Here is a 17,272-nt window from a genome sequence, read left to right as displayed (position 1 = left end):
GAGCCAGAGCCAGAGCCAGAGCCAGAGCCAGAGCCAGAGCCAGAGCCGGAGCCAGAGCCAGAGCCGGAGCCAGAGCCAGAGCCGGAGCCCGAGCCCGAGTCCGAGCCCGAGTCCGAGTCCGAGTCCGAGTCGGTACCCGGCGCCGCAGCGCCCCCGCCGGCGGAAGACGAGATTGATCCGGAGTTCGGCGAGGTCTTCATCGAGGAGGCCCATGACATTCTCGAGCAGGCGTTCCATACCCTGGCGGCCTGGCGCGAGGCCGGCGGCCGGCCCGGACCGGACCAGGAAGCCTTCCAGCGCGAGGTGCACACCCTGAAGGGAAGCGCCCGGATGGCGGGCTTCACGGTGGTGGGCGCGATTGCCCACGCTCTGGAAACCACCCTGGGGATCGAGACCGAAGCGGGCCAGGACCCCCGTCCGTCGTTCTTCGACGCGGCGGAGAAGGCCCTGGTGGAAGTTCAGGGTCTGGTCGAACGCGGCGTCGGACCGTGGCAGACGGATGAAAACGAAAGCCGGGAACTGGCGGTCCTGAGGCGCTGGACGCTGGAAGAAGAAGCCGATGGTGACGGCGCGGAGCAGACCGGGGAGGAGACCGCCGAAGGCGAGCCGAGCGAGGCGCCGGCGGACGGGGAGGCCGCAACCCGGGCCGCAGATGCCGAAACGGGTAGCCGCAAGCTGCAGGACCAGGTGCGGATGGACGCGGAGGTCCTCGACAGCCTGGTGAACAATGCCGGCGAACTGGCGACGTTCCATCGGCGTTTCGAGCAAACGGTCGGACGGGTCGAGAATCAGATCGAGGAACTGGACCGGACCATCACGCGGGTGCGCGAACAGCTGCGCAAGCTCGAGATCGAAACCGAGGCGCAGGTGCTGTTCCGGGTGGAACAGGAAACCGGCGAGGAGCAGGTGGATTTCGATCCGCTGGAGATGGATCGCTACTCCGGGATTCAGCAACTTTCGCGCGCGCTGGCGGAGAGTGTGAGCGACCTCGACAGCCTGAAGCAGGAGGTGGACGACGAGCTCCGGACCGCCGGCGGCGTGCTGGTGCAGGAAAAACGCGTGGGTACCGAGCTGCAGGACCAGTTGATGCGGCAGCGCATGGTCCGGTTCGCGCGCATGGCGCCACGCCTGCGGCGCGTGGTGCGCGCGGCGGCCGACGACCTGCAGCGCGAGGTCCGGGTGGATTTCGTCGGCCAGGATTCCGAGCTCGACCGTGCCCTGCTGGAGCGCCTGGTGGCCCCGCTGGAACACTTGCTGCGCAATGCGGTGGCGCACGGCATCGAAACGCCCGACGAACGGGAAGAACGTGGAAAGCCGCGGGAAGGCCACATCACGGTAAGCCTGGAGCAGGCCGGCAGCGAGATCCGGATGGAGGTTGCCGATGATGGTGGCGGCATCGATGCCGAGGTCGTGCGGGCCAAGGCCATCGACCGCGGAGTCATCACGCCGGAGGCGGAACTGAGCGACAATCAGGCCCTGCAGCTGATCCTGCAATCCGGATTCTCGACCGCGGCCTCGGTGAACCATGTGGCCGGGCGCGGTGTGGGCATGGATGTGGTCAACGCGGAGGTCAAGCAGCTCGGCGGAACGCTGGACATCGATTCCATCCCGGGTTCCGGATCGCGGTTTACTTTGCGGCTCCCGTTCACGCTGGCGATCAGCCAGTCGTTATTGGTGCAGGTTGGGGAGGAGACCTTTGCGGTTCCGATGGCCTCGGTCGAGGGCGTGGTGCGCGCGCGGCGCGAGGAGATCGACGACTCCGGCGCGGCACCGACCTACAGCTATGTGGGCCAGGAATACGCCCTGCATTCACTGGGCGAGATCCTTTGCATCGAGACCCAGGCCGGGGTTCACCCGTTGCCGGAGGAGCCTTTCCCGCTGCTGCTGGTACGTGCGGACGAGCAGAAGGTCGCGCTGCGCGTGGATGGCCTGGCGGGCAGCCAGGAGGTGGTGGTCAAGTCGGTCGGTCCGGTGCTGAGCCGGATCCCCGGTGTGGCCGGGGCCACGCTGCAGGGTGACGGCTCGGTGATGCTGATCCTGGATCTGAGCATGCTTATGCGGTTCGCAACCGTGGCGACCGCCGCCGAGGCCGAGGCCGTCGAGCCCGAAAGCGCCGCGACACGCATCATGGTGGTCGACGACTCGATCACCATTCGCAAGGTGACCGCGCGTCTGTTGACCCGCAGGGGCTACGAGGTAGTGACCGCGCGCGACGGCCTCGATGCGGTGACGCTCCTGGACGAGCGCCGGCCGCATCTGATCCTGCTGGACGTGGAGATGCCGCGGATGGACGGTTTCGAGTTCGCCGCTCATGTGCGCGAACATCCCGAGTTCCGCGACGTACCGATCATCATGATCACCTCGCGCAGCGGATCGAAGCACCGCGAGCGGGCCATGCGCCTGGGCGTGAACGGCTATCTCGGGAAGCCTTACCTCGAAAACGACCTGCTCAGCGAGATCGAGCATCAGCTGGAAGGGGCCCCGGCATGACCCGGGTCACCGGTCGCGGAGGAGAACGATGAGCGAAAGCGAAGATCGCGTCGAGGCGGTGATCGTCCAGCTGGAAGCAGGCTCGATCCTGCTGCCGCGCAGTGCGCTCCTGGAGGTCACCACGCGACCCGGTTCCAGCCTTGAGGAAGACGAGGTGTCGGCCGAACTGCCGTGGCTGGCGGCGCCCCTGACCTGGAAGGAGCTGCAGATCCCGGTGATCAACGTCAACCACCTGCTGGATCCGGCGCGTGACACCGGCGAGGATCATCGCCGGTTCACCCGTCTTCTCGTCCTGCAGGGCGCGGACGAGCCGGAGTCGCTCCCGTACTACGCGCTGGAGGTCAGGGGGACACCGCACCCGGTGCGTGTCACGCCGCAGAACATCTTCGCTCTGGAAGGGGTGGAGACCACACCCTGGTCGTGGCGGGTCAAGGCATCGGGCGTGACCACGCACCTGTTGCGGCTGGATACGATCGAAGCCCGTCTGCGGGAGCTGCCGCAAGGTGGCGCGCGAGAGCGGGCGGCCGGTTCAGCGACTACAGCGGATACGCCTGCGGGCTGAAGGGCCGCGCCAACCGTCCGCGTCAGCCGGCTCGAGATCGCCGAAGCGCCACTGAACCAGGGTCAGCATCGCCATGGCCGCGGTTTCGGTCCGCAGGGTGCGCGGCCCGGTGCGGACCGGAAGGAACCCCCTGTCCCGCGCGAGGGCGCGCTCCGCATCCGTCAGCCCCCCTTCCGGACCCACCAGGAGGCTGGCGCTGTCGGGCCCGGAGGCGTCGTTTGATGCAACGGCCCGGGAGAGCGGCACCCCGGCCTCATCGGCCAGCAGGGCAAGGTCGCCACCCCCGGATTCCGGGGCCTCGCCGGGCCGTATCTCGTCGGGCTTGCAGAGCGCTTCCAGCACCGGCAGTTCGTTCCGTCCGCACTGCTCCGCAGCCGCCGCAATGACGCCCTGCCAGTGACTCTGGCGCCGGTCCAGGCCCTTGTGACCACCAGCCGAACGGCTGCGCTCGCACAGAACCGGCCGGATACGCGAAACGCCCAGTTCCACGGCCTTCTGCAGCGCAAGATCCATGTGATCGCCACGCGCGATGCCCTGGAGAAGGGTGATCGGGAAGCGCGGGGTGGTCGGTTCGGCGGCGCGTTCCCCCAGATGAAAAACGCCCGCCCGGCGACCGGCGGTCTCCAGGCGGGCGTCGAATTCATTGCCGCGGCCGTCAAACAGACGGCACGCGGCGCCGTCCTTCAGCCGGAGAACCCGGGTGGCGTAATGCAGTCGATCCTCCGGGGCCGGCAAACGCAGCCCCGCCGCCAGATCGGCGTTCTCGATCAGCAGACGGGGGCAGCGCATGGTCAGCGACGGCTGTCGAGGTCCAGGTCCTTCCAGATCTGTTCGGTCGGGCCGGCCTGGTTCATCGAATAGAAGTGGATGCCGGGGGCGCCCTTTTCCAGCAGATCGTCGGTCAGGCGGGTGGCCTGCTCGATGCCGAACTTGCGGATCGAGTCCTTGTCGTCGCCATACGCCTCCATCCGCTTGCGGATGTAGCGCGGGATTTCGGCACCGCACATCTCGGAGAAGCGCACGATCTGGGTGTAGTTGGTGATCGGCATGATTCCCGGAATGATCGGGATGGTGATCCCCATCGCTTGCACCCGTTCCATGAACGCGACATAGGCGTCCACGTTGTAGAAATACTGGGTGATGGCGGTGTCGGCGCCGGCATCCACCTTGGTCTTGAAGTTGTCCAGATCCTTCTCGGCGCTGGGGGCCTGCGGATGGAACTCCGGATAGGCCGCCACCTCGATCTTGAACTGGTTACCGAATTCGGCACGCACGAACTCCACCAGCTCCGATGCGTAGCGGAAATCGCCACCGGAATGCCTGGTACCGGACGGCAGGTCGCCACGCAGGGCCACGATGCGGTCCACACCAATGTCCCGATAGGCGTTCAGCAGGTCGCGCAGTTCGTCCTTGGTGGACGAAATGCAGGAGACGTGCGGGGCCGCCGGGATGCCGTCGTTGTTGATGATGTCCTTGACCGTCTCGAGAGTGCGGTCGCGGGTCGAACCGCCGGCGCCGAAGGTCACCGAGTAGAACTCGGGCTTGAGGGCGCCCAGACGTTTGCGGGCCTTGGCCAGACGTTCGGCGCCGGCCTCGTCCTTGGGCGGGAAGAATTCAACGCTGAAGACGCGTTCCTGATTGCTCATTGCTTGTCCTCCAGACAAAAAGAAGGCGGACCGCACGAGTATGCGGCCCGCCCGGGCTGTCACACAGTCAGTTGACTAATGTGAGGCTGGCCGATCAGTAGCGGTAGTGTTCCGGCTTGAACGGACCATCCACCGACATGCCCAGGTACTTGGCCTGGTCGTCGGTCAGGCGCGTCAGGTTCGCGCCCAGCTTCTTCAGGTGCAGGTTCGCGACCTTCTCGTCCAGATGCTTCGGCAGGATGTAGACCTGCTTGTCGTACTCCGAGCCCTTGTTCCAGAGCTCGATCTGCGCCAGCGTCTGGTTGGTGAACGAGTTGGACATCACGAAGGACGGGTGGCCCGTGCCGCAGCCCAGGTTCACCAGACGGCCTTCGGCCAGCATCAGGATGCGGTTGCCGTTCGGCAGGATGATGTGGTCAACCTGCGGCTTGATGTTGTCCCACTCGTACTTGCGCATCGAGGCGACGTCGATCTCGGAGTCGAAGTGGCCGATGTTGCAGACGATGGCCTGATCCTTCATCCGGGTCATGTGATCTTCGGTGATCACGTCCTTGTTGCCCGTGGCGGTGATGAAGATGTCGGCCTTGTCGGCGGCTTCGTCCATGGTCACGACGCGGAAGCCTTCCATCGCGGCCTGCAGGGCGCAGATCGGGTCGATTTCGGTGACCCACACGGTGGAGCCGAGACCACGCAGCGACTGGGCGGCACCCTTGCCGACGTCACCGTAGCCGGCGACCACGGAGATCTTGCCCGCGATCATCACGTCGGTGGCGCGCTTGATGGAGTCCACGGTGGACTCGCGGCAGCCGTACAGGTTGTCGAACTTGGACTTGGTGACCGAGTCGTTGACGTTGATGGCGGGGAAGGCCAGCTCGCCGGTCTTCGCCATCTGGTACAGACGGTGCACGCCGGTGGTGGTCTCTTCGGTCACGCCGTGGATCTTGGACAGCATGTCCGAGTACCAGGTGGGCTGCTCGGCCAGGCGTTCCTTGATCTTGGCGAACAGGGCCACTTCCTCTTCGTGCTCGGGGTTTTCCAGCACGGAGGGGTCTTTCTCGGCCTTGGCGCCGATGTGCAGCAGCAGGGTCGCGTCGCCACCGTCGTCCAGGATCATGTTGGCACCGCCGTCGAATTCGAAGATGCGGTGGCAGTAGTCCCAGTACTCTTCCAGGGTCTCACCCTTCACGGCGAAGACCGGCGTGCCGTTGTCGGCGATGGCCGCGGCAGCGTGGTCCTGCGTGGAGTAGATGTTGCAGGAGGCCCAGCGGACCTCGGCACCCAGCGCTTCCAGGGTCTGGATCAGCACGGCGGTCTGGATGGTCATGTGCAGGGAGCCGGCGATCTTGGCGCCCTTCAGCGGCTGGGAGGCCGCGTACTCTTCGCGAGTCTGGATCAGACCGGGCATTTCGGTCTCGGCGATCGCGATTTCCTTGCGGCCGAACTCGGCCTGGTTGATGTCCTTGACGACGTAATCGCCGGTTTTCTTGGCATCCATCACAGCATTCATGGTGTTACTTCTCCGTTGGTCTGGATGAGCGCCGTGTACTTCAGGGAACATCCGGCTGAGCCTGACGGTGGAACCGCTGCAGCGCTCCTCAGCCGGATGGGTGTTTCGCTTACGTAATATGGACTCTCTTAGAGTCCGGCGGCCTTCTTGAGTTCCTCGGCCTTGTCGGTGCGCTCCCAGGGGAGGTCGACGTCTTCGCGGCCGAAGTGCCCGTAGGCGGCGGTCGCCTTGTAGATCGGACGCAGCAGATCCATCATCTGGACCAGGCCCCACGGACGCAGGTCGAAGATGTCACGGACCAGCGTCTCGATGCGACGGTCGTCGATCTTGCCGGTGCCGAAGGTGTCGATGGTGATCGAGGTCGGGTCGGCCACGCCGATGGCGTAGGAGACCTGGATCTCGCACTTGTCGGCCAGGCCGGCGGCGACGACGTTCTTGGCCACGTAGCGGCCGGCGTAAGCAGCGGAGCGGTCCACCTTGGACGGGTCCTTGCCGGAGAACGCACCGCCACCGTGGCGGGCCATGCCGCCGTAGGTGTCGACGATGATCTTGCGACCGGTCAGACCGGCGTCGCCCACCGGGCCGCCGATTTCGAACTTGCCGGTCGGGTTGATGTGGATCTGGTCATCGGAGACCTGGCTGAGCCACTCGGCCGGCAGGACCTTCTTGAAGATCTCTTCATAGATGGCTTCCTGCAGGTCCTTCTGGGAGATCTCCGGGCTGTGCTGGGTGGACAGCACGACCGCGTCCAGGCCGGCCGGCTTGCCGTCTTCATAGCGCAGGGAGACCTGGCTCTTGGCGTCCGGGCGCAGCCACGGCAGTTTGCCGCTCTTCATCAGCTCGGACTGGATGCGCACCATCTTGTGGGCGTAGAAGATCGGGGCGGGCATCAGGGTATCGGTTTCGCGCGCGGCGTAGCCGAACATCAGGCCCTGGTCACCGGCGCCCTGGGTGGCGCGGTCGGAGACGTCGCGGTCCACGCCCATGGCGATGTCCTGGGACTGCTCGCCCAGCACGTTCAGCACGGCGCAGGTGTTGCCGTCGAAGCCCTTGTGGGAATCGTCGTAGCCGATCTCGCAGACGGTCTCGCGCACCAGGCGCTCGTAATCGATCTGCGCGCCGGTGGTGATCTCGCCCAGCAGCATCACCATGCCGGTCTTGGTGGCGGTTTCACACGCGATGCGGGCGTGCGGATCCTGCTCGATGATGGCGTCGACGATGGTGTCGGAGACCAGGTCGGCCATCTTGTCGGGGTGACCCGCAGAGACCGATTCCGAGGTGAAGATGTAGTTGGACATTAAGCGTTCCTTTTCTGTCGTTTCGATTTAGTTTTGCGCAAAACGACCGCTAGTGTAACGCGACTCGCCGGGAATTTCTAAGCCCCCCCGGGTGAAGCCTTCGTGAAGGCCTCCCGCCCCATGCCGTGTGACGGCCGCCGAAGCGCGCGAGGGCGCGACTTGCCCCGCTGCTTGAAAGTGGCCAAAATGCTCCGCCGTTGCTGGGGTTGTGCGGCCTCGTCCGTCCCATGTCCGGTCCGCCCGGCGCGCCTTGATGCTGCAGCGCCGGAGCCGTCAGACCGGCTCCCGCCCCGGCCAGAATCTTTCATCACTTGAGCAGGAGACCCGCATGCCCACCCGTAGAGAGCTTGCCAATGCCATCCGCGCCCTTTCCATGGACGCGGTCCAGAAGGCCAATTCCGGTCACCCGGGGGCCCCGATGGGGATGGCGGACATCGCCGAGGTGCTGTGGAACGACTACATGCAGCACAACCCGGCGAACCCGGACTGGGCCGACCGCGACCGTTTCGTGATGTCCAACGGGCACGGCTCGATGCTGGTGTACTCGCTGCTGCATCTGACCGGCTACGACCTGCCGATGGACGAGCTCAAGCAGTTCCGTCAGCTGCATTCGCAGACCCCCGGCCATCCGGAGTACGGCTACACCGCCGGGGTCGAGACCACCACCGGCCCGCTGGGCCAGGGTGTCTCCAATGCCGTGGGTATGGCGCTGGCCGAGAAGATGATGGCCGCGCATTTCAACCAGCCCGGGCACGAGATTGTCGACCACAATACCTATGTGTTCCTCGGTGACGGCTGCCTGATGGAAGGCGTCTCGCACGAGGCCTGCGCGCTGGCCGGCACCCTGGGCCTGGGCAAGCTGGTCGCGTTCTGGGATGACAACGGCATCTCCATCGACGGCGAGGTCGAGGGCTGGTTCACTGACGACACGCCGGGCCGCTTCGAGGCCTACGGCTGGCACGTGGTGCGCGATGTGGACGGCCATGATGCCGATGCGGTCAAGGCCGCGATCGAACAGGGTCGCAAGGAAACCGGCAAGCCCACCCTGATCTGCTGCCGCACCGTGATCGGCTTCGGCTCGCCGAACAAGTGCGGCAAGGAAGAGTGCCACGGCGCCGCGCTGGGCGACGACGAAGTCGCGCTGACCCGCAAGGAACTGGGCTGGGAACACGGCCCGTTCGAGATCCCGGACGACATCTACGCCGGCTGGAACGCGAAGGACAAGGGTGCCAGGGCCGAAGCCGAATGGAACGAGCGTTTCGCCGCCTACAAGCAGGCGCATCCGGAGCTGGCGGCCGAGTTCGAGCGTCGCATGGCCGGTGATCTGCCCGCCGACTGGAGCGAGAAGGCCAATGCCTTCATCAAGCAGACCGTAGAGAAGGCCGAGAAGGTCGCCTCGCGCAAGGCGTCGCAGGCCACCATCGGTGGCTACGCCCCGGCCCTGCCGGAACTGCTGGGCGGCTCCGCCGACCTGGCCGGCTCCAACCTGACCATGTACAGCGGCTCGAAGGGCGTCAGCAAGGAAGACGCCGCGGGCAACTACGTGTACTACGGCGTGCGCGAGTTCGGCATGGCCGCGATCATGAACGGGATCGCGCTGCACGGCGGGTTCATCCCGTACGGCGGGACCTTCCTGATCTTCTCGGACTATGCGCGTAACGGCATCCGCATGTCCGCGCTGATGAAGCAGCGCGTGATGTACGTGCTGACGCATGATTCCATCGGCCTTGGCGAGGACGGCCCGACCCACCAGCCGATCGAGCAGACCCCGAGCCTGCGCCTGATCCCCAACCTGAACGTGTGGCGCCCCTGTGACGCGGTCGAGACGGCTGTCGCCTGGAAGGCCGGCATCGAGCGCACCGACGGCCCGTCCGCGTTCATCCTGTCGCGCCAGGGCCTGCCGCACATGGAGCGCGACGGCGAACAGCTCGCCAACATCGCGCGCGGTGGCTACGTGCTGAAGGACTGCGACGGCACCCCGGATCTGATCTTCATCGCGACCGGTTCCGAGGTCGAGCTGGCCGTGCAGGCGGCCGAGACGCTGGCCGGCGAGGGCAAGAAGGCGCGCGTCGTGTCCATGCCCTGCGTGGAACTGTTCGAACAGCAGGATCCGGCCTACCGCGAATCCGTGCTGCCGTCCGCCGTGCGCAAGCGCGTGGCCGTGGAGGCCGGCGCCACCGCGGGCTGGTACAAGTTCACCGGCATGGACGGCGCGGTGTTCGGCATGGACTGCTTCGGCGAATCCGCCCCGGGCGGTGCGCTGTTCGATTACTTCGGCTTCAAGCCGGAGAATGTCGCGCAGATCGCCCGCGACGTGCTGAACGGCTGAGCCCCGACGATTTTCAATAAGAGCTGAAAGAGGAGACTCCCATGGCTATCAAGGTTGGTATCAACGGTTTCGGCCGCATCGGGCGCATGGCCTTCCGCGCCATCGCCCAGGACTTCCCCAACCTGCAGGTGGTCGGCATCAATGACCTGCTGGATCCGGAATACCTGGCCTACATGCTGCGCTACGATTCGGTCCACGGCCGCTTCGAAGGCGACATCAGCGTCGAGGGCAATGACCTGGTCGTGAACGGCAACCGCATCCGCCTGACCGCGGAGAAGGATCCGTCCGCCCTGAAGTGGGGCGACATCGGCGCCGACGTGGTGATCGAGTCCACCGGCCTGTTCCTGACCGCCGACACCGCGCAGAAGCACCTGGACGCCGGGGCGAAGAAGGTCGTGATGTCCGCCCCGTCCAAGGACGACACCCCGATGTTCGTCTACGGCGTCAACCACGGCGACTACAGCGGCCAGAACATGGTTTCCGCCGCTTCCTGCACCACCAACGCCCTGGCGCCGGTGGCCAAGGTCCTGCACGACAACTGGGGCATCAAGCGCGGCCTGATGACCACCGTGCACGCCGCCACCGCCACGCAGAAGACCGTCGACGGCCCGTCCATGAAGGACTGGCGCGGCGGCCGCGGCATCCTGGAGAACATCATCCCGTCCTCCACCGGTGCCGCCAAGGCCGTGGGCAAGGTTCTGACCGAGCTGAACGGCAAGCTGACCGGCATGGCCTTCCGCGTGCCGACCTCCGACGTCTCGGTGGTGGACCTGACCGCCGAGCTCAACGGCGAAGCCGACTACAAGGCCGTCTGCGAGGCCATGAAGAAGGCCTCCGAGGGCGAGCTGAAGGGCGTGCTGGGCTACACCGAAGACCTGGTGGTCTCCACCGACTTCCGCGGCTACACCGCCCCGTCGGTGTTCGATGCCGGCGCCGGCATCCAGCTGGACCCGACGTTCGTGAAGGTCGTGGCCTGGTACGACAACGAGTACGGCTACACCTGCAACATGCTCCGCATGGTGGAGCACGTCGCCAGGTAAGACCTGAGGGGAGTCCGCCGGGGCGCGCGCCGCTCCCGGCGGCATCCCGCCAGAGTCTTGGGCGCAGCCTCCCCGCCAGGGGGGCTGCACCGAAGACTTTATTCGTTCCAACCTTTTCCGCGAGGTATTCCATGTCCGTCACCAAGATGACCGATCTCGATCTGCAGGGTCGCCGCGTGCTCGTGCGCCAGGACCTGAACGTCCCCGTCAAGGACGGCAAGGTCACGTCCGATGCGCGTATCCGCGCGAGTCTCGAGACCGTGCAGAAGGCCCTGGAAGGCGGCGCCGGCGTGATGCTGATGTCGCACCTGGGCCGGCCCACCGAGGGCGAATTCTCCGAGGAGGATTCCCTGGCCCCGGTCGCCGAGCACATGGGGCAGCTTCTCGGCCGCGAAGTGCGTCTGGTGCGGGATTATCTCGACGGGGTGGAGATCCAGCCCGGCGAGGTGGTGATGCTGGAAAACGTCCGTTTCAACAAGGGCGAAAAGAAGGATGACGAGGCGCTGGCGAAGAAGTACGCCGCACTGTGCGACGTCTACGTGATGGACGCCTTCGGTACTGCTCACCGCGCCCAGGCCTCCACCCACGGGGCCGGCAAGTTCGCGCCGCAGGCCTGCGCCGGTCCGCTGCTGGCCCGCGAACTGGAAGCCCTGAGCAAGGCGCTGGACAACCCGAAGCGCCCGCTCGTCGCAATCGTCGGCGGGTCCAAGGTCTCGACCAAGCTGACCGTGCTGGAATCCCTGTCCAAGGTCGTGGACCAGCTGATCGTGGGTGGCGGCATCGCCAACACCTTCATCGCGGCCCAGGGCCATGATGTCGGCAACTCGCTGTACGAGGCCGATCTGGTCGACGAATCGAAGCGGCTGATGGAAGCCGCGCGCGCCAAGGGCGGCGAGATCCCGGTGCCGACCGACGTCACCGTGGGCAAGGAGTTTTCCGACAGCACGCCGGCGGAGACCAAAGCGGTGGACGCGATCGGCGCCGACGACATGATCTTCGATGTGGGTCCGGACACCGCCTCCACCTACGCACAAGCCCTGCGTAATGCCGGCACCATCGTGTGGAACGGCCCGGTGGGCGTGTTCGAGTTCGATCAGTTCGCCGCGGGCACCCGGGCCCTGGGCGAGGCGATCGCGGAAAGCGATGCGTTCTCCATTGCCGGCGGCGGCGACACACTGGCGGCAATCGACAAATACGATCTCTCCGAGCGCATCAGCTACATCTCCACCGGCGGCGGTGCCTTCCTCGAGTTCCTGGAAGGCAAGACGCTGCCGGCCGTGGCGATGCTCGAGGAGCGGGCGAAGGGCTGAACGGCCTTGAATGCTACGTCATCCAACATCGGAGAGCCCCGCGTGAGACGCACCAAGATCGTAGCCACCCTTGGCCCCGCGACCGACAGCGACGAAGCCATGAATGCCATCATCCAGGCCGGCGTCGATGTCGTGCGCGTCAACTTCTCGCACGGGGATCCGGATGACCACCGTGCCCGCGTGCAGCGACTGCGCGCGGCCGCCGAGCGTGCCCATCGCGTGGTCGGCGTCCTGGGCGATCTTCAGGGGCCCAAGATCCGCATCGAGCGCTTCGCCAATGGCAAGGTGCACCTGGAAGAAGGCGCACCGTTCGCGCTGGACGCGGGTCTGGGCCGCGACGACGGTGACGACACCCAGGTCGGCCTGACCTACACCGACCTGCCGAAGGACGTGCGCCCGGATGACATCCTGCTGCTGGATGATGGTCGTATCGTGCTCAAGGTGACCGCGGTCGCGGCCAGCCGGGTCGAAACCGAAGTCGTGGTCGGCGGCGAGCTGTCCAACAATAAAGGCATCAATCGCCAGGGGGGAGGCCTGTCCGCCCCGGCGATCACCGACAAGGACCGCGAGGACATCCGCCTGGCGGCCGAGCTGGAGGTGGACTACCTGGCTGTGTCCTTTCCGCGCTCGGCGCAGGACATCCACCTTGCCCGCGGCCTGTTGAAGGAGGCCGGCTGGGAGGCGGGGATCTGCGCCAAGATCGAGCGTTCCGAGGCCCTGGACGTGATCGACGAAATCATCTCGGCAACCGAGGTGATCATGATCGCGCGCGGGGATCTCGGCGTGGAGATCGGCGATGCCGAATTGCCCGGGGTGCAGAAGACCCTGATCTCGCGGGCGCGCGCCCTCAACCGTCTGGTCATCACCGCGACCCAGATGATGGAGACCATGATCCAGAATCCGATCCCCACGCGGGCGGAGGTCTTCGACGTGGCCAACGCGGTGCTGGACGGGACCGACGCGGTGATGCTGTCGGGCGAGACCGCCACCGGACGCTATCCCGGACGGGTGGTCTCCAGCATGGACCGGATCTGCGAAGCCGCCGAGCGCCAGCGTGCCGCGCGGCAGTCCGACCACCGAATGGACTCCACCTTCGGGCGCGTCGACGAGGCGATCGCGATGGCCACCATGTATACCGCCAACCACCTGGACGTGCAGGCAATCGCGGCCCTCACGGAGTCCGGCGCCACCGCGCTGTGGATGTCGCGGATCAGTTCCGGGATCCCGATCTACGCGCTGACCCGGCGCATGGACACCAGCCGGCGCATGAGCCTGTACCGCGGTGTTTACCCGGTGTATGTCGACTCGCTACCCGAGAGCCATGAGAGCCTGAACCGCGAAGCGGTCAACTTGCTCAAGGCCGAGGGGGTCGTGCAGGATGGCCAGCTGGTCATAATCACCAAGGGCGACCTGCAGGGTGCCCATGGCGGCACCAACGCAATGAAAATCGTCCGGGCCGGCGAAGTCGCCTGACGGCGGCTGTCACCCGGACGTCCAGTTCCCAACCTGAAGTGCGAATCCCGTAAGGAGGAACCATGGCACTGATCTCGCTTCGCCAGCTGCTGGACCATGCCGCCGAGCATGGCTACGGCATGCCGGCCTACAACGCCAACAACATGGAACAGATCCATTCGATCATGGAGGCCGCGAAGGAAGTGGACTCCCCCGTGATCATTCAGGCGTCCGCCGGTGCGCGGAAGTACGCCGGGGAGCCCTTCCTGCGCCGCATGATCGAAGCGGCCGCCGAGCAGTATCCGGACATCCCGATCGCGCTGCACCAGGACCACGGCTCCGAGCCGGCGGTGTGCCTGCGTTCCATCCAGTCGGGCTTCACCTCGGTGATGATGGACGGCTCCCTGATGCCCGACATGAAGACCCCGTCGACCTACGACTACAACGTCGACGTGACCGCCAAGGTCGCCGAGATGGCCCATTCCGGCGGTGTGTCCGTGGAAGGCGAGCTGGGCTGCCTGGGCTCCCTGGAAACCGGCCAGGCCGGGGAGGAAGACGGTTCCGGCGCCGAAGGCACGCTGTCCCACGACCAGCTGCTGACCGACCCGGACGAGGCCGCGGACTTCGTCAAGAAGACCAAGTGCGACGCCCTGGCCATCGCCATTGGCACCTCGCACGGTGCCTACAAGTTCACCCGTCCGCCGACCGGTGACATCCTGGCGATCGAGCGCGTCAAGGAGATCCACGCCCGGATCCCGGACACCCACCTGGTGATGCACGGCTCCTCCTCGGTACCCGAGGAATGGCTGAAGATCATCAACCAGTACGGCGGTGACATGGGCGAGACCTATGGTGTCCCGGTCAAGGAGATCCAGGAAGGCATCAAGCACGGCGTGCGCAAGGTCAACATCGACACCGACCTGCGCATGGCCTCCACCGGCGCGGTGCGCAAGTTCCTGGCCGAGAACCCGAAGGAATTCGACCCGCGCAAGTTCCTGAAGGCCTCGACCGCCGGCATGAAGGACGTCTGCAAGCAGCGCTTCGAAGCCTTCGGTTGCGCCGGGATGGCGTCCAAGATCAAGCCGATGTCGCTGGACGACATGGTCGCCCGCTACAACAACGGCGATCTGGATCCGAAGATCAACTGATCTCGCGATCCGCGCACGGATGCACGAAAAAGGGGGCTTCGGCCCCCTTTTTTTTGTGCGATCATTGCCACCCTGTTCCGAACAACGGCCCCTCCCCGGAGGTCCCGATGCGTCATTTCGCAGTCCTGCTCCTCGCCCTTGCCCTGATCCTTTCCCTGGCGCCGCCGGCCAGCGCCAATCCGTTCGCGCGCGACGTCGATCCGCAGGACATTGTCGACCGCGCCAAGGACACCCTCACCCGCATGGCCGGGCACCCCGACTACCCCGCGCTGCGTGCCGACCTGCGGGAAGCGCATGCGGTGGTGATCTTCCCGCGCGTGATCCGTGGGGGGTTCTTCATTGGCGGATCCGGCGGGCTGGGCGTGGCCCTGGCCTGGGACGAAGACGAGGGCGACTACAGTCCAGTGGGTTTCTATTCCCTGGGATCCGTCAGCTTCGGCGTACAGCTCGGCGGGGACGCCGCCGAGGTGGTGATGGTCGCACGGCGGCCCGATGCCCGCGATTCGCTGTTCGCCTCGTCCATGCGCCTGGGAGGTGATGCCGAAGTCGCCGCGGGCCCGGTGGGCGCCGGGCGCAGCGCTTCCGTCAATGCGGATTTCATTTCTTACGCGCGGGCGCGCGGGGCGTATCTGGGCATGAGTTTCGAAGGCTCGCGCCTGACCGTCCGCGAAGACTTCAACGAGGCCTACTACCGCGAGGATCTGCGTCCGGTGCACATCCTCGAGAGCCGTCGCGTGGATCACCCCGGCACCCAGGCCTTGCGGGATGCCCTGCTCGAGTTCCGCCGCGACGAAGCCGACGAGGCCCCGGCGCGGGGCGGTGAGGATCAGCGGCCGGAGGCCGATCCGGCCGAAGGCGGGATCATGCCCGATGCGATGGAGGTGGAGACCCTCTGACCGGCCCGGTCCGAGGTAATCCCCTCGGCCAGTTCGATCACCGGCGCGTGCGTGCGCCGTTGCAGGGCGGATGCGTTGTCCAGTCGTGGATCGGTGTCGGGCTGGCGCCGGTTGAGCACGATCCCCGCCAGTGCGAGCCCGCGCCGCTCCAGGGCCTCCAGTGTCAGCAGGCAGGTGTTCAGCGTCCCCAGGCGATCTTCCGCCACCAGCAGTACGGGCAGGCCGAGCGCCGCGGCCAGGTCGGCGTTCAGCGCGTCCTCGGCCAGCGGCGAATAGAAGCCGCCGGCGCCTTCCACCAGCAGCGGCCCTTGCGCTCCTTTTCGTTGTGCCTCGCAGGCGTCGACCAGGTCCGCGAGGTACAGCGGGTGGCCGGTGTTGCGCGCCGCCTGGTCCGGGGCGAGGGCATCGGGGAATCGCCAGGGGGTCACCCGTGCCACTGCCGCCGGGGGCAGCCCCGCGGCTGCAGTGAGGGCCACGCCATCAGCGGGATACAGGCCGTCCGGCCCTGTCTCGCAGCCGGATTCCGCCGGCTTGCACGGGACGGGCCTCAGCCCCGCCGCGCACCAGGCCCGCAGCAGCGCGCAGCCAACGAAGGTCTTGCCCACGCCGGTGTCGGTGGCGCTGACGAACAGGCCCGCGGGATTCATGGCCGGTCGAGCGGCGACCCGGTCAGGCGTTCCAGCGCCTCGCGATAGCGCGCCGCCGTCTGCTCGGCGATCTCCGCGGGCAGCGCCGGCCCCGGGGCCGTCTTGTCCCAGTCCAGCGTTTCGAGATAGTCGCGCACGTACTGCTTGTCGAACGACGCGGGGCTGCGGCCCGGCGTATATTCGTCCGCCGGCCAGAAGCGCGAGGAGTCGGGTGTCAGGACCTCGTCGATCAGATGCAGGCGGCCTTCGCGGTCGAGCCCGAATTCGAATTTGGTGTCGGCGATGATGATTCCGCGCGCGGCGGCGTGCTCGCGCGCCAGGTTGTAGATCGCGATGCTGGCGTCACGCACCTCGCGCGCGCGCTCCTCGCCAATGGCAGCGGCGACATGGTCGAAGTCGACGTTCTCGTCATGATCCCCGACCGCCGCCTTGGTGCTGGGCGTGAACAATGGCTCCGGCAGTGCCGCGGCCAGTTCCAGCCCCGGTGGCAGCGGGAGACCGCAGACCGCACCCGTCGTCTGATAGTCCTTCCAGCCGGAGCCAATCAGGTAGCCGCGTACCACCGCTTCCACCGGCAGCGCCTCCAGTCGCCGGACCACCAGGCTGCGCCCCTCGAGCGGCGCGCGCACCGCGGGGTCCGGCACTACCTCGGCCAGCGGTATATCGGTCAGCTGATTGGGGATGCCCAGCTCGCGTTCGATGCGCTGCATCCAGTACACGGTGATCGCGGTCAGCACCCGTCCCTTGTCCGGCACCGGGGTAGGCAGGATCACGTCGAATGCCGACAGCCGGTCGGTGGTCACCATCAGCCAGTGGTCGTCGTCCACCCGGTACAGGTCGCGCACTTTGCCGCGGTGGACGCAGTCCAGGTCGGGGATGTCACTTTCGAGCAGGGTATCGTTCATCCGCGTATTGTAGCGGCTGTGCCGATACAGGGAACGTGCCGT

14 protein-coding genes and 1 riboswitch are annotated in these 17,272 nt (G+C 66.4%); of the genes, 8 read left to right on the top strand and 6 right to left on the bottom strand.

Annotated features, from left to right (window positions below; genetic code table 11):
• Together G020_RS0101070 and G020_RS0101065 are read left to right on the top strand one after the other, a co-directional pair.
• The coding region (locus G020_RS0101070) for a response regulator (RefSeq protein WP_029681163.1) at positions 1 to 2,490 on the top strand (2,490 nt) is incomplete at its 5' end.
• Between the two features lie 28 nt (positions 2,491 to 2,518).
• Positions 2,519 to 3,052 (top strand): hypothetical protein, encoded by a 534-nt coding sequence (locus tag G020_RS0101065; RefSeq protein WP_024328307.1) that lies wholly within the window; start codon positions 2,519 to 2,521, stop codon positions 3,050 to 3,052.
• Here G020_RS0101065 and G020_RS0101060 read toward each other — a convergent pair.
• From G020_RS0101060 to metK, 4 genes are all read right to left on the bottom strand, one after another.
• The gene (locus G020_RS0101060) at positions 3,020 to 3,841 is read right to left on the bottom strand and encodes a 16S rRNA (uracil(1498)-N(3))-methyltransferase (protein ID WP_024328306.1); all 822 of its coding nucleotides are present in this window, start codon (positions 3,839 to 3,841) and stop codon (positions 3,020 to 3,022) included. The two genes, G020_RS0101065 and G020_RS0101060, sit on opposite strands and share 33 nt — an antisense overlap.
• A 2-nt stretch (positions 3,842 to 3,843) precedes the next feature.
• A complete protein-coding gene (gene metF, locus G020_RS0101055; RefSeq protein WP_024328305.1) occupies positions 3,844 to 4,698 on the bottom strand; it encodes a methylenetetrahydrofolate reductase [NAD(P)H] in 855 nt (284 codons plus the stop codon).
• A gap of 94 nt (positions 4,699 to 4,792) precedes the next feature.
• Positions 4,793 to 6,205 (bottom strand): adenosylhomocysteinase, encoded by a 1,413-nt coding sequence (gene ahcY, locus G020_RS0101050; protein WP_024328304.1) that lies wholly within the window; start codon positions 6,203 to 6,205, stop codon positions 4,793 to 4,795.
• Between the two features lie 19 nt (positions 6,206 to 6,224).
• Positions 6,225 to 6,301, bottom strand: a riboswitch (S-adenosyl-L-homocysteine riboswitch).
• A 32-nt stretch (positions 6,302 to 6,333) separates the two neighbouring features.
• A complete protein-coding gene (gene metK / locus G020_RS0101045; protein WP_018947551.1) occupies positions 6,334 to 7,503 on the bottom strand; it encodes a methionine adenosyltransferase in 1,170 nt (389 codons plus the stop codon).
• A 328-nt stretch (positions 7,504 to 7,831) separates the two neighbouring features.
• Here metK and tkt point away from each other — a divergent pair, with 328 nt between their 5' ends.
• The 6 genes from tkt to G020_RS0101015 all read left to right on the top strand — a co-directional run bounded on the left by tkt (position 7,832) and on the right by G020_RS0101015 (position 15,678).
• Positions 7,832 to 9,832: a transketolase gene (tkt, locus tag G020_RS0101040; protein ID WP_024328303.1), complete on the top strand. Its 2,001-nt coding sequence runs from the start codon at positions 7,832 to 7,834 to the stop codon at positions 9,830 to 9,832.
• Between the two features lie 41 nt (positions 9,833 to 9,873).
• Positions 9,874 to 10,872, top strand: a complete 999-nt coding sequence (gene gap / locus G020_RS0101035) for a type I glyceraldehyde-3-phosphate dehydrogenase (protein ID WP_018947549.1) — start codon at positions 9,874 to 9,876, stop codon at positions 10,870 to 10,872.
• 131 nt (positions 10,873 to 11,003) lie between these two features.
• On the top strand, positions 11,004 to 12,182 hold the full coding sequence (locus G020_RS0101030; protein WP_024328302.1) for a phosphoglycerate kinase: 1,179 nt from the start codon (positions 11,004 to 11,006) through the stop codon (positions 12,180 to 12,182).
• 42 nt (positions 12,183 to 12,224) lie between these two features.
• On the top strand, positions 12,225 to 13,655 hold the full coding sequence (gene pyk, locus G020_RS0101025; protein ID WP_024328301.1) for a pyruvate kinase: 1,431 nt from the start codon (positions 12,225 to 12,227) through the stop codon (positions 13,653 to 13,655).
• A gap of 62 nt (positions 13,656 to 13,717) precedes the next feature.
• Positions 13,718 to 14,782, top strand: coding sequence for a class II fructose-bisphosphate aldolase (gene fba, locus G020_RS0101020; protein ID WP_018947546.1), 1,065 nt, complete (start codon positions 13,718 to 13,720; stop codon positions 14,780 to 14,782).
• Between the two features lie 107 nt (positions 14,783 to 14,889).
• The gene (locus G020_RS0101015; RefSeq protein WP_024328300.1) at positions 14,890 to 15,678 is read left to right on the top strand and encodes a lipid-binding SYLF domain-containing protein; all 789 of its coding nucleotides are present in this window, start codon (positions 14,890 to 14,892) and stop codon (positions 15,676 to 15,678) included.
• Here the strand turns inward: G020_RS0101015 and bioD are convergent.
• Together bioD and G020_RS0101005 are read right to left on the bottom strand one after the other, a co-directional pair.
• Positions 15,609 to 16,325, bottom strand: coding sequence for a dethiobiotin synthase (gene bioD, locus G020_RS0101010; protein WP_024328299.1), 717 nt, complete (start codon positions 16,323 to 16,325; stop codon positions 15,609 to 15,611). The two genes, G020_RS0101015 and bioD, sit on opposite strands and share 70 nt — an antisense overlap.
• Complete coding sequence (locus G020_RS0101005; protein ID WP_024328298.1) at positions 16,322 to 17,230, bottom strand: phosphoribosylaminoimidazolesuccinocarboxamide synthase; 909 nt, start codon at positions 17,228 to 17,230, stop codon at positions 16,322 to 16,324. Before G020_RS0101005 ends, bioD begins: the two co-directional genes overlap by 4 nt.
• Between the last annotated feature and the right edge of the window lie 42 nt (positions 17,231 to 17,272).

Source organism: Thioalkalivibrio sp. ALR17-21 (assembly GCF_000420185.1).
GTDB classification, from domain to species: domain Bacteria; phylum Pseudomonadota; class Gammaproteobacteria; order Ectothiorhodospirales; family Ectothiorhodospiraceae; genus Thioalkalivibrio; species Thioalkalivibrio halophilus.
This window is presented reverse-complemented; position numbering and strand designations above follow the sequence as displayed.

What these genes read in the sequence shown, in the direction of transcription:
- gap (WP_018947549.1), top strand. Translation starts at nt 9,874, where the DNA reads ATGGCTATCAAGGTTGGTATCAACGGTTTCGGCCGCATCGGGCGCATG.
- fba (WP_018947546.1), top strand. Translation starts at nt 13,718, where the DNA reads ATGGCACTGATCTCGCTTCGCCAGCTGCTGGACCATGCCGCCGAGCAT.
- metF (WP_024328305.1), bottom strand. Translation starts at nt 4,698, where the DNA reads ATGAGCAATCAGGAACGCGTCTTCAGCGTTGAATTCTTCCCGCCCAAG.
- ahcY (WP_024328304.1), bottom strand. Translation starts at nt 6,205, where the DNA reads ATGAATGCTGTGATGGATGCCAAGAAAACCGGCGATTACGTCGTCAAG.
- G020_RS0101065 (WP_024328307.1), top strand. Translation starts at nt 2,519, where the DNA reads ATGAGCGAAAGCGAAGATCGCGTCGAGGCGGTGATCGTCCAGCTGGAA.
- metK (WP_018947551.1), bottom strand. Translation starts at nt 7,503, where the DNA reads ATGTCCAACTACATCTTCACCTCGGAATCGGTCTCTGCGGGTCACCCC.
- tkt (WP_024328303.1), top strand. Translation starts at nt 7,832, where the DNA reads ATGCCCACCCGTAGAGAGCTTGCCAATGCCATCCGCGCCCTTTCCATG.
- G020_RS0101015 (WP_024328300.1), top strand. Translation starts at nt 14,890, where the DNA reads ATGCGTCATTTCGCAGTCCTGCTCCTCGCCCTTGCCCTGATCCTTTCC.
- bioD (WP_024328299.1), bottom strand. Translation starts at nt 16,325, where the DNA reads ATGAATCCCGCGGGCCTGTTCGTCAGCGCCACCGACACCGGCGTGGGC.
- G020_RS0101005 (WP_024328298.1), bottom strand. Translation starts at nt 17,230, where the DNA reads ATGAACGATACCCTGCTCGAAAGTGACATCCCCGACCTGGACTGCGTC.
- G020_RS0101060 (WP_024328306.1), bottom strand. Translation starts at nt 3,841, where the DNA reads ATGCGCTGCCCCCGTCTGCTGATCGAGAACGCCGATCTGGCGGCGGGG.
- G020_RS0101030 (WP_024328302.1), top strand. Translation starts at nt 11,004, where the DNA reads ATGTCCGTCACCAAGATGACCGATCTCGATCTGCAGGGTCGCCGCGTG.